Source organism: Sporosarcina sp. FSL K6-6792 (genome assembly GCF_038004885.1).
GTDB classification, from domain to species: Bacteria; Bacillota; Bacilli; order Bacillales_A; family Planococcaceae; genus Sporosarcina; species Sporosarcina psychrophila.
The window spans coordinates 777,261-788,785 of sequence record NZ_JBBOSA010000001.1 but is presented as its reverse complement, the minus strand read 5'-3'; the positions used below and the strand labels follow the sequence as shown (position 1 = coordinate 788,785).

Annotated in this window: 10 protein-coding genes and 1 pseudogene; 7 read left to right on the top strand and 4 right to left on the bottom strand. The window is 37.8% G+C overall.

Features of this window, described 5'->3' with window-relative positions; translation table 11 throughout:
• Window positions 1–27 precede the first annotated feature (27 nt).
• The 5 genes and pseudogenes from MKZ26_RS03950 to MKZ26_RS03930 all read left to right on the top strand — a co-directional run.
• The gene (locus MKZ26_RS03950) at window positions 28–375 is read left to right on the top strand and encodes an ArsR/SmtB family transcription factor (protein ID WP_340764546.1); all 348 of its coding nucleotides are present in this window, start codon (window positions 28–30) and stop codon (window positions 373–375) included.
• Between the two features lie 15 nt (window positions 376–390).
• The gene (locus MKZ26_RS03945; protein ID WP_340764544.1) at window positions 391–1,689 is read left to right on the top strand and encodes an arsenic transporter; all 1,299 of its coding nucleotides are present in this window, start codon (window positions 391–393) and stop codon (window positions 1,687–1,689) included.
• Between the two features lie 22 nt (window positions 1,690–1,711).
• Window positions 1,712–2,131 carry an arsenate reductase (thioredoxin) gene (arsC, locus tag MKZ26_RS03940; protein ID WP_340764542.1) on the top strand — a complete coding sequence of 140 codons (420 nt, stop codon included), beginning with the start codon at window positions 1,712–1,714 and terminating at the stop codon, window positions 2,129–2,131.
• 794 nt (window positions 2,132–2,925) lie between these two features.
• On the top strand, window positions 2,926–4,116 hold the full coding sequence (locus MKZ26_RS03935; RefSeq protein ID WP_340764541.1) for an MFS transporter: 1,191 nt from the start codon (window positions 2,926–2,928) through the stop codon (window positions 4,114–4,116).
• Window positions 4,117–4,225: 109 nt separating this feature from the next.
• Window positions 4,226–4,873, top strand: a pseudogene (locus tag MKZ26_RS03930) (ATP-binding cassette domain-containing protein); the annotation flags it as partial.
• Window positions 4,874–5,460: 587 nt separating this feature from the next.
• On the opposite strand, the gene MKZ26_RS03925 reads toward MKZ26_RS03930, so the two are convergent.
• Entirely contained in the window at window positions 5,461–6,012 is a 552-nt protein-coding gene (locus MKZ26_RS03925) for a helix-turn-helix domain-containing protein (protein WP_340764540.1), read from the bottom strand.
• A 115-nt stretch (window positions 6,013–6,127) separates the two neighbouring features.
• On the opposite strand from MKZ26_RS03925, the gene MKZ26_RS03920 reads away from it, so the two are divergent.
• Window positions 6,128–6,709 carry a LysE family transporter gene (locus MKZ26_RS03920; protein WP_340764538.1) on the top strand — a complete coding sequence of 194 codons (582 nt, stop codon included), beginning with the start codon at window positions 6,128–6,130 and terminating at the stop codon, window positions 6,707–6,709.
• A gap of 242 nt (window positions 6,710–6,951) precedes the next feature.
• Here MKZ26_RS03920 and guaC read toward each other — a convergent pair whose 3' ends face one another.
• From guaC to MKZ26_RS03905, 3 genes are all read right to left on the bottom strand, one after another.
• Window positions 6,952–7,935 carry a GMP reductase gene (gene guaC, locus MKZ26_RS03915; protein ID WP_340764537.1) on the bottom strand — a complete coding sequence of 328 codons (984 nt, stop codon included), beginning with the start codon at window positions 7,933–7,935 and terminating at the stop codon, window positions 6,952–6,954.
• Window positions 7,936–8,292: 357 nt separating this feature from the next.
• A complete protein-coding gene (glnA, locus tag MKZ26_RS03910; protein ID WP_340764536.1) occupies window positions 8,293–9,627 on the bottom strand; it encodes a type I glutamate--ammonia ligase in 1,335 nt (444 codons plus the stop codon).
• 437 nt (window positions 9,628–10,064) lie between these two features.
• The gene (locus MKZ26_RS03905) at window positions 10,065–10,361 is read right to left on the bottom strand and encodes a DUF3817 domain-containing protein (protein ID WP_340764534.1); all 297 of its coding nucleotides are present in this window, start codon (window positions 10,359–10,361) and stop codon (window positions 10,065–10,067) included.
• Window positions 10,362–10,949: 588 nt separating this feature from the next.
• On the opposite strand from MKZ26_RS03905, the gene MKZ26_RS03900 reads away from it, so the two are divergent.
• A complete protein-coding gene (locus tag MKZ26_RS03900) occupies window positions 10,950–11,153 on the top strand; it encodes a hypothetical protein (RefSeq protein WP_067208898.1) in 204 nt (67 codons plus the stop codon).
• The last annotated feature ends 372 nt before the right edge of the window (window positions 11,154–11,525 follow it).

The following is an 11,525-nucleotide window of genomic DNA, read 5'->3' as shown; positions in this document are numbered from 1 at the left end:
ATATGATGATCTGAGGAGGGATGACTAATGAATGAAACAGTAACGATTGATATGCAGCAAGCATCGCAACTCTTAAAATTACTCGGAGATCCAACCCGTTTGACCATGATGCAGCTACTCAAGTCACATGAATGCTGTGTGTGTGAATTTGTTGAGATTTTTAATATGAGTCAGCCAGCAATCAGCCAACACTTGCGTAAACTTAGAGATATTAAGGTAGTGAAAGAAGAACGTAGAGGACAATGGATTTTCTTCTCGATTAACAAAAGTCATGAAGACTATCCGTTTATTCAAAGCATTCTTGAACAGCTTCCTGAACAGAATGAGTCTATAGCTAGATTGGAAGCGCAAGGGCTTAGAGTTTGCTGTGAGTAGGAAGGGGAAAGAGCGTTGGTTTCAGTAATAATGGCATCATTGATATTCATCATTACACTTATTTTTGTTATTTGGCAGCCTAGAAATTTATCAATTGGATGGTCCGCTTGTATTGGAGCAATAATCGCTTTATTAGTAGGAGTGGTTAACTTTCAAGACGTTATTGATGTTACAGGGATTGTATGGAATGCTACTCTTGCTTTCATCGCCATTATAATCATCTCATTGATCTTAGATGAAATCGGATTCTTTGAGTGGGCTGCCTTACATATGGCTAGATTAGCTAAAGGCAGTGGGATTCGCATGTTTGTTTACGTCAGTATTTTAGGTGCAGTTGTTGCGGCTTTGTTCGCAAACGATGGGGCTGCATTAATACTAACGCCAATTGTTCTTGCAATGGTCAGAAATTTGAATTTCAATGAAAAGATGATTTTTCCATTTATTATTGCAAGTGGTTTTATAGCTGATACCACTTCGTTGCCATTAGTTGTGAGTAACTTAGTCAATATTGTTTCAGCAGACTTTTTCGGTATCGGATTTGTTGAATATGCAACCAGAATGATTGTTCCGAATTTATTTGCATTAGTTGCGAGCATTTTAGTGTTGTTGTTATTCTTCCGTAAAAGTATTCCTAAAGACTATGATGTCTCGGATTTAAAAGAACCGAAGGATGCTATCAAGGATATAAAAATGTTCCGACTAACTTGGCTGATTTTAAGCGTATTACTCTTAGGTTATTTCTCTAGTGGGTTTACGGGATTGCCTGTTTCTATTATTGCTGGGCTTACGGCGATATTCTTTATGGCCATGGCACAAAGAAGTCCAGCTGTACACACGAAGCAAGTACTTAAAGGGGCACCTTGGGCCATCGTTTTCTTCTCTGTTGGGATGTACGTTGTTGTCTACGGATTACGTAATGTTGGTCTTACAGCTGTATTGGGCGATGTCATTCAATTGGCAGCCAATCAAGGACTCTTTATTGCAACGATTTCTATGGGGTTTATTGCAGCGATATTGTCATCACTTATGAATAATATGCCTACGGTCATGATTAACGCGTTAGCTATATCAGAAACGACTACGACAGGTCCTATTCGCGAGGCTTTGATTTATGCAAATATCATCGGATCGGATTTAGGTCCCAAAATAACACCAATCGGTTCGTTGGCCACTTTACTATGGCTACATGTTTTATCTCAAAAAGGTGTGAAGATATCTTGGGGTAGCTATTTTAAAATCGGAATTATTTTAACGGTTCCTACACTTCTGATTACACTAATAGGACTGTATTTATGGCTGTCAATCATACAATAAAACACAAAAGGTGGCTTTAATTATGTCGAAAAAAACACTCTATTTCTTATGTACAGGTAACTCATGCCGTAGCCAAATGGCTGAAGGTTGGGGCAAAAAGTATCTTGGTGAAGAATGGCAGGTTCTCAGTGCTGGAATTGAAGCACATGGAGTTAATCCAAATGCTGTCAAAGCCATGAATGAGGCTGGCGTCGACATTTCGAATCAGACTTCGGATAGTATTGATCCACAAATCTTAAATGATGCAGATTTTATCGTCACGCTTTGTGGGGATGCTGCTGACAAGTGTCCGATGACACCACCCCATGTAAAGCGTGATCATTGGGGATTTGATGATCCTGCAAAGGCAGAAGGAACGAATGAAGAGAAGTGGGCTTTTTTCCAAAGTGTTCGTAATGAAATTGGTGATCGTATTAGGTACTTTGCTGAAACTGGGAAATAAATAATTAATAAAGGTCGGGAGAAACCATCTCTCGACCTTTATTCCGAAATGCATATAAGTATATTATTATCTTTTTATGAAGGGGTCGATCCCAAGATGAATATCTAACGTACGACTTTGAATCAGCACAAAAAGTGGAACTGGATTTACCAAAAACAGGAGTATGCAATGTGAATCTGACACCAATAAGCAAGAACAGTCTTGATGCCGTTAAGTCAGCTAATGATTCTGCAATAATATAGGCGTTAGGTGATGAGATGAATAAAGAGGATCATGATTTTTATGCAAAAGGAAAAGTATTGTAAACCATTAGTCTTAAAAATAGAGTAGGATTAGTATTGAAGGGAAATCGAAAGCCTCAAGAACGCAACTGGGAGGGGATGGAAGAACGTGATATGTATTGACATACCATTAGGAACAAGTTAGTATAATTTTAAGCTTTGAAAGGAGCGATAGAGGTGGGATTTTTACAACTATACTGATCGATATGTACATATTTTGTTGACCACTCTTTTGAGGGGTTATTTGTTGTGCGTACTAGGTTAGATAGGGAGTAGAAGCTTTATCGCTCTACGGATATCTTTACCATTTTTTAAGTACGCAGTAAAATGCGTACTTTTTTTTATAGACTTTGGGAGACAGGTGCTGTAGTCGTTTCTAAGCAGTCGCATTGTGATTTTATGATTTGGAGGGATTTCACTATGATGATGTTACTTTTCTATTGATACGGGCTTAGTAAGTCAAGCTCGTATCGGTGAAGAATCGATACGCAATTTCAGGAGGTATCGATTATAATGGAAAATAAAAATTGGAAACGAAAATTTATTGCGTTATATACAGGACAGTTTTTCTCATTGCTGAGTAGTGCCGCTGTTCAATTTAGTATTATTTGGTGGTTGACAGATACAACGGGTTCTCCACTTGTATTAGCACTGGCAGGGATAGCCGGCTTTTTACCGCAAGCTTTGCTCGGTCCATTTGCAGGGACGATTGTTGATCGTCATTCCCGTAAAGTGATGATGATTTTAGCAGATCTGATTGTTGCACTGGGTAGTTTATTCTTGTTTTTATGGATGTATTATAGCGAGCCAAATATCACGTTAGTCATACTTGTGTTAATTGTTCGATCCCTTGCAACTGCTTTTCATATGCCGGCAATGCAAGCTTCTGTACCATTGCTTGCACCAAAAGAGCATCTTACAAAGGTTGCAGGCTGGGGGCAGATGGTGAGTTCAATGACCAATATTGCAGGACCCGCAGTAGGGGTGTCGTTACTGGCAGTTAGCTCCCTTGAATGGGTGTTATTGTTCGATGTTTTTGGCGCTATTATCGCTTGTAGCGTGCTATTGTTCATCCGAATTCCGAGCGTAACAAGAACAGAAGAAATGGCCACTGATAACTTGATAGCTGAAATGAAAGAAGGCTATCATGCGATTGTGAAACATCGCCTTGTCCTAAAGCTAACCATCGTGATGATCGTTGTAGCTGTTCTATTCATTCCCGTTGGAACTTATTTCCCGCTTATGGTACGGAATCATTTTGAAAAAGGCGTAGTAGAAGCAGGTATCGTTGAGATCGTATTTGCAATTGGTTTGATTGTAGGCGCTTCGTTTTTAGGTGTACTGGGAGATCGGTTCGATAAGGTTAAAACAATGGCAGCAGGCATGATCTTGATGGGCATTTCCTTATTTATTTCCGGTCTGCTTTTGCCGTCGATGTTCTATGTGTTCGTAGTGATGAGTTTTTTAGTCGGTTTAGCTGGTCCATTATTTTCAGCGCCATTCTATGCTTTTATCCAAGCGGAAATTGAACCTCAATTGCTTGGACGGGTATTCAGTTTTGTGACAAGTCTATCGTTATTGGCAGCACCAATTGGATTAGGTTTAGCTGGATTTTTTACGGAACTCACGAATGTAGCCGTCTTCTTTAGCGCGGCAGGTCTCCTTATTGTTCTAAATGCGGCAGTGACTATAAAAGTGAAGTAGGAGGAAGCGACATGCAATTTTTATTATTCTTTTAATACGAGCTTGAAATAGAAGCTCGTATCGATTCTAGCTATCGGTACGAAATTATAATATTTCGGAGGTAGTGAATTTGGAACAAATCTGTTTTGAAATAAAAAATGTTGAAATGACTTATTTAGATAAAGAAATATTGAAAATTGAACGGTTAGCTGTCCATCAATTTGACCGGATTGGTATTGTTGGGAAAAATGGTGCTGGGAAAAGTACATTATTGAAATTGTTAGCTAATAATATTAAACCGACACGTGGAACAGTGAAACTTCATGTGGAGGGCGGTTACTTTGAGCAACTGGGCCCCACTGTTGTAGAGGCGGACGGGGCCTTACTTGGAAGATTGGCAGTTCCGCAATATTCTGAAGAGCTAAGTGGTGGTGAGCAAACAAGGTTGAAGTTGGCACAGTTGTTTACGCATTATTACGAAGCACTATTGATTGATGAGCCGACTACGCATTTAGATCAAGAAGGTATATCTTTTTTACTCGATGAACTGCGCTATTACTACGGGGCACTAGTATTAATTAGCCATGACCGCGCTGTTTTAGACTCGCTCGTTACCACAGTATGGGAAGTGAATGACGGAGTAGTACATGTCTATTCAGGAAATTACAGTGATTACCAGACGCAAAAACAGCTCGAACGTGAACAACAAAGTCAATCGCACGAACAATTCGTAAAAGAGAAGAACCGTCTTGAAAAAGCAGTGCAAGAAAAAATGAAAATAAACAATTGAATCAAGTGTAATTTCTAGTGAAATCTAAGCCGTTGAGAATATCTCAACGGCTTATTTTTCAGGGGCCTGGTGGAGAATATTCTGTTCGAGAACTGTTCACATCAGTCGAACTGATATATTGTACAGTAGGAAACCCTTTTTTTATATTAAATTTCTCTAAATTTGCTAAGAACCTGGTTTTCACAAAATTAGTAAGGATATCGATTGCTTACGCTTAGATAGTAGCTAAACAAATTCGCAAATGATTTGCAGAAGAGGGGGTTAATTTTAGATTGAAGTAACTTTTGCAAGCTATGGATTTGATTGAGGGGGATAGGTTTTGCTTGATTGTCAAGGCTATGGTTCGATTTTCCAAGAAATTATCATTGTAATATATAAATACGATTAGTGTAGAGTGCTTCTCGATTCTTGTGGATAAAACAGTTACATGTGCATGAAAAGATAGAGCAAATCCCACAGTGAGTGGAATAGAAAAGCATTAGGAAATTAAACGTAGCAGGCAAAATTAATAATTGCATTGGTACAAAGAGGCTGTCCCGTCAGCCGATAATTTACAACTCATGGACAGCCCCTTTTTAATTTGGGTAGTACAATACCATACTTAAACGAGTCAATGTTTCTCCTGAATTATGATAGCTATGGGGTCTGTCGGCTTTAAATCGGATGGAATCACCGCTTTCAATGGTATACTCCTCGTAATTTACACGTACCGTTAGCTCCCCCTCAAAAATTGTTAATAGCTCTTCGGTACCCTCCATATGTGAATCTGCACTTAGGAATCCACCTTTGTCTATCTCAACTGCATACACTTCAAAGCGTTTGTCTTCATCAAATGGAAAATGGGGGTATACTCGATATTTTCCATTATCTTCGGACAAGATTTGAATATCACTTTTCGATACTACTATTGTGTCGGGCTGAGGGTGATTGATGAGTGAAGTAAAAGAAACTTTCAAACCATTAGCTATTTTCCAGATAGTTGTAATGGTTGGAGCTGATTCGCCACGTTCAATTTGACCGATCATTGTTTTACTTACACCAGTCAATTCAGCCACTTTTTCAAGACTTAATTTTTTACTCTCCCTTATTGCTTTTAAATTCTTGGCAATGATAAGATGAATTTCCATTTTTAAAACACTCCTATTTCTCTGTACAACATAACGTCTGAACTGTACAATAAAAAGAAAACGTTATAGTGCCTATTATGGACAGTATAACATATTCAATAGGGGGAGGTCGAATATGCCAGTACTAACATTCTTGTTGTATGTTTTTGTCATGAGTTTTACGCCAGGTCCGAATAATATTATGGCGATGTTATTTGCGAATCAGTATGGATTTAAGAAGACACTTCGATTTTGCCTAGGCGTAGGCGCAGGTTTTTTTGTCATCATGATATTATCGAGTTACTTTAATCTAATCCTACATAACTTCATTCCGAAAATTGAGTTGCCTATGATGCTTCTAGGTGCGGCCTATATGCTATATCTGGCAATCAAAATAATTACTAGTTCGACTAGTACTAATGGTGATGAGGGCGGTAAATATAACAGTTTTTTGGCAGGGATGCTGTTACAGTTTGTCAATCCGAAAGGTGTTTTATATGGTATTACGGTAATTGCAACGTTCATTCTTCCATATTATAGTTCAACAATTGACTTACTACTATTTTCGTTGTTTCTAGGTTTCGTCGGTATAATGAGCACTTGTAGTTGGAGCCTTTTTGGTTCGATATTTCAGAAATTCCTATCGGATTATAGAAAGCAATTTAATATTGTGATGGCATTGTTATTGATGTATAGTGCAGTTTCGATTTTTTTGTAATAAGTAATATTAAGTGCGAGGGTTACAAATGAGGCTGTTGTTAAAAGATGCGCGAAGTGGATTGAATACTCTGAAATACGTAAAACGCATTTAGAACTTGTTTTATCATGGAAGTTAAAATGAAAATACTGAGCTGTCAGTAATGATCTTGATGTTGTTTTCATTCAATTAAGATCTCCCTAAATAGAAAATCCAATCAAGATATAAAATATCTTGATTGGATTTTTAGTAGCTATAAATTTTCAGTACACTTTATCTCCATTAAAAATGGAGTTTTTTACAATGACATAATCCACTGTTCGGATGGCTTCAAGTTTGCTACCGCCAGCATAGGAGATGGACGATTGTAAATCTTGTTGCATTTCGTCTAAAGTGTCCATTAGTGGACCTTTATATTCGACGTACATTTTTTTACCTTCAACGTTTTTCTTTTCGCCCTTTTGGAATTCAGAGGCTGATCCAAAGTATTCTTTGAAACGTTGTCCATCTATTTCAATTGTTTGACCGGGAGATTCTTCGTGTCCAGCAAATAGAGAACCGATCATGACCATTGAAGCACCGAAACGTACCGATTTAGCAATGTCGCCGTGTGTACGTATGCCGCCATCTGCGATGATAGGTTTAGTAGCTGCTTTCGCACACCAACGTAGTGCAGCTAACTGCCAACCGCCTGTACCGAAGCCCGTTTTTATTTTTGTAATACATACTTTACCTGGTCCAATACCAACTTTCGTAGCATCAGCACCGGCATTTTCAAGTTCGCGTACGGCTTCTGGTGTGCCAACGTTACCAGCTATGACAAAGCTTTCAGGCAGATGCTTTTTAATATGTTGAATCATATTAATGACTGCATTGGAATGTCCATGAGCAATATCGATAGTGATGAATTCAGGTGTAAGTTCGTCAGCAGCTAGTTGTACAATGAAAGTGTAGTCCTCATCTTTAACACCAACGCTAATAGAAGCGATTAAACTACGTGATTGCATGTCTTTAACAAAGTTTGCTCGTTTTTCTGGGTTAAAACGATGCATAATATAGAAGTAACCACTTTCAGCTAATTGGATAGCGATACTTTCATCAATAATTGTTTGCATATTTGCTGGTACAACTGGAATTTTAAATGTATGTCCGCCAAGTAGTATAGAAGTGTCACACTCAGAACGACTATTTACCACACACTTTGCAGGAATCAGCTGGATATCTTCATAATCAAATACGTTTTCCATAGATAGCACCTCGAAATCCGAATAATATCATTCGTTTAGTTTGAAACGTTCGTACTTTAATAATTTACAACAATTTAAGTAGTATGTCAAAATATTTAAGAGTGATTTGCAAAACGTATAAAATCTGATTCCATTTCCTTTTGAGTTTAATAACTACTTTTTGTTATACAAATAATTAAAAAAATAAGCAAAAAGAGCTTTCGTGGACTCTTTTTGCTTATTCCTATGTGTCGATAGCATCTACTGTACAAACACGCAAAGAGAGGCATTGAATGGTGAGTATCCCATATTACCGAATCGGGGGTATCGAAGTTTCAATGGTTTAAAAGTCTGTTATCTTCTTACGAGACCTTTTTATCAATAGATCTTCATATAACGTTCAACTTCCCAAGGGTGTACGGTAATTCGGTAACTTTCCCATTCTAATTTTTTCTCTGCCATAAAGTTTGTGAAAATGTGATTGCCAAGAGCTTCTTGGATAATTTCATCCTTACCTAGCGCGATGAGTGCATGGTCAAGGTCAGTAGGTAGTGTCCCGATACCTAATTCTTGAAGTTCGAAAGGTTTCATTTCGTAAATATTGCGGTCGACTGGCATTGGCGGTTCGAGTTCACGTTTAATGCCATTTAAACCTGCTTTTAATATAGCCGCCATTGCAAGATATGGGTTTGCAGCCGAGTCGACGGAACGGACTTCGATGCGAGTGCTTATTCCCCGAGATGCTGGAATTCGGATAAGAGGGCTGCGGTTTTGGGCAGACCAGGCGATGTAGCAGGGCGCTTCGTAGCCCGGAACAAGTCGCTTATAAGAGTTAACTGTCGGATTTGTAATTGCTGTAAATCCAGGAACATGTTCGAGAACGCCAGCCATGAACTGATATGCTGTTGTACTTAATTGTAATTCACCATTTTCGTCAACAAAGGCATTTTCACCGTCTTTGAATAGGGAAACATTACAATGCATACCTGATCCACTCACACCGAAAAGGGGTTTTGGCATGAACGTTGCGTGCAAACCATGTTTACGAGCAATTGTTTTGACGACGAGTTTGAATGTTTGAATGTTGTCGCAAGCGGTAAGAACATCCGCATATTTAAAGTCGATTTCGTGTTGTCCTGGAGCGCACTCATGGTGCGATGCTTCAACCTCGAAGCCCATTTCCTCTAACTCCAAGACGATATCGCGTCGACAATTTTCTCCAAGGTCCATTGGTGCAAGATCGAAATAGCCGCCATTGTCGTTTAACTCCATTGTCGGTTGCATATTTTCATCGAGTTTGAATAAGAAGAATTCTGGTTCTGGTCCCAGATTGAAATCAGTAAATCCAAGCTCCTTCATTTCTGTCAATACACGTTTTAAATTGCCGCGAGGATCCCCTGTAAACGGCTTACCATTGGAAAGAGAAATATCACAGATTAAACGTGCAACTCTTCCTTTTCCTGAGGGCCAAGGGAACACCATCCATGTGTTAAGATCTGGTATGAGGTACATATCGGATTCCTCAATACGCACAAATCCTTCAATTGAAGAGCCGTCGAACATCATTTTATTGTTAAGCGCCTTATCGAGCTGGCTGATGGGAATTTCCACGTTTTTGATCATACCTAAAATATCTGTGAATTGAAGTCGAACGAAATTCACATTTTCTTCTCCTACAAATTTGCGAATGTCTTCTTTTGTATAATTCCTCATCATACCACTCTCCTTAAGTATCATTAATTACGGATTACTCCATAACATTTTTCTATAATAAAGCAAAAAGTTACCATTAACAAGAATTTTATTTAAATCTAATTAATTTGTATAAAGCTAGCTTTCAATAATCTAAATCATAATACTGAAAATAAACCATTTGTTGGAAAAAAGAAGGGGGGATTGCTTATTATTCTTAATCTTCATTTTTAGGGTGAACCGGAAATAATTCAACAGTAATTGAGATAAAAGAGTAAATAGGCCTGCGTAAGCAAATTAAAAAAAGCGAAGCCCCTTTTATTGAAATGGGTTTCGCTTTTTTTTGACAGAATCTATTATACTATAATATGTTGGCATAAAGAATCCTCTCAACAACGCTCGGGGATGCCTTTGCTGGAGATTATATAGAATCATTAGTTCAACATATAAATATATTTTTAGTTCGTTTTCAAGTTTTTGAGTCGTCTGTCCAAAATGAAATTGCCAAAGGGGATAAATGCTGAAAGAAGTGCACCGATCGTAAACCTAAACGGCCATTTCACCTTAATCATCGTATATACAATTGCTGCGATATAAGCTAGAAATATATAGCCATGAAGTGTTCCGATGATTGTTACTGCACTCTTCATACCGAACCAATACTTTAATGGCATTGCGATAAACAATAGGATCAGTAGTGAACTGCCTTCCAATATACCAATCAAACGAAAACGTCCTAAAGCATTTTTCAACATGATTCCACTTCCTCTACTTACTACATTTCATCAATTACTTTACAATATGAAAATTATCATGTACAGGAATGTGACTTGCTGTGAAGGAAAGGGGCAGGGAGAGTTGAAACTCAGGATTATTGACCTTCAGCCTGTAGCACCTATACTTCAAAGTAGAAATACAGTTAAAATCGTCGAAACATTATTTAATTCTCTGGCTTTATTTTAATACCAACGATTGTTGTTTGAGAGAGCTTGCCAATTGTTCGGTGATTTTTTTCATCTTTCATTAATTTGTGGAGGTTACTTTTGAACACTTTTCAAGACCTTGCAAAAACAGTTATTATTAGAAAGGAAAATCGTTGCATTCCTATATAAAAAAGGACTATTGTCATCATATAGGTCATGATTTATGTTTTAATTGTTCAAATTGAACGCATTATGGTCTAGGGACTAATAGTATGATATTTCCGTGTGTGAATTGACTGATAAAATAGAAAAACTATAGGTTTTTTAATTAATTTTAGAAAATCCCCAGTAGTCATCGAATTTCGGTTATACTAGAGAGAAGTAAAATCAATCATTATTCAATAGTAAGGAGGATTTTAAATGACTGAAAACAATGAAACAAATGAACACGAAGCGCCAAAGAAAAAGATAAGCTTAAAAGAAGTGATACAACAACAGTTAGAAGCGAAGAAGAACCAAACTGCTGATAACAACGCAAAAGGCAATCCAGCACAATCTGCTAAAAAAATGCAAAGCCAACAAGCAAAAAAAGTTAGCAGTGCCCGTAGAAAAATGGGGTCATAATGTAACAGCGCAAACCGATTACCTATTGGTTTGCGTTTTTTTTTTGGAGAAATAAAACGTCTGTTGATTAACCATTTTATTGCGTAAAGTGCAGGTATTAAAGACTTGGAAAACTCTATTTTCACTGGATCATTTCCGGTCCGCTTTCGATGAATTATTCAAGGCATCTCGATAATGGTATAGAAGTGGTTCAATTCAAAGCGAACCAAAAGCAACTATACACGGAGTACTTGATATTTGAGTAAGTCTTTTTGGTGAATTTTGGTTAATCAATACATGTGTAAGTCCAGGGGAAATCTAGTACTTTATGTGTTCCATTAATTAGAACACAAAGTTCGAAAAGCTGGCTAAATTGAAGAAGAAACCAGCTCA

Excerpts from the sequence above, each read along its gene's own strand:
- MKZ26_RS03935 (WP_340764541.1), top strand. The coding sequence starts at position 2,926 with ATGGAAAATAAAAATTGGAAACGAAAATTTATTGCGTTATATACAGGA.
- MKZ26_RS03900 (WP_067208898.1), top strand. The coding sequence starts at position 10,950 with ATGACTGAAAACAATGAAACAAATGAACACGAAGCGCCAAAGAAAAAG.
- MKZ26_RS03905 (WP_340764534.1), bottom strand. The coding sequence starts at position 10,361 with ATGTTGAAAAATGCTTTAGGACGTTTTCGTTTGATTGGTATATTGGAA.
- arsC (WP_340764542.1), top strand. The coding sequence starts at position 1,712 with ATGTCGAAAAAAACACTCTATTTCTTATGTACAGGTAACTCATGCCGT.
- MKZ26_RS03920 (WP_340764538.1), top strand. The coding sequence starts at position 6,128 with ATGCCAGTACTAACATTCTTGTTGTATGTTTTTGTCATGAGTTTTACG.
- glnA (WP_340764536.1), bottom strand. The coding sequence starts at position 9,627 with ATGAGGAATTATACAAAAGAAGACATTCGCAAATTTGTAGGAGAAGAA.
- guaC (WP_340764537.1), bottom strand. The coding sequence starts at position 7,935 with ATGGAAAACGTATTTGATTATGAAGATATCCAGCTGATTCCTGCAAAG.
- MKZ26_RS03925 (WP_340764540.1), bottom strand. The coding sequence starts at position 6,012 with ATGGAAATTCATCTTATCATTGCCAAGAATTTAAAAGCAATAAGGGAG.
- MKZ26_RS03950 (WP_340764546.1), top strand. The coding sequence starts at position 28 with ATGAATGAAACAGTAACGATTGATATGCAGCAAGCATCGCAACTCTTA.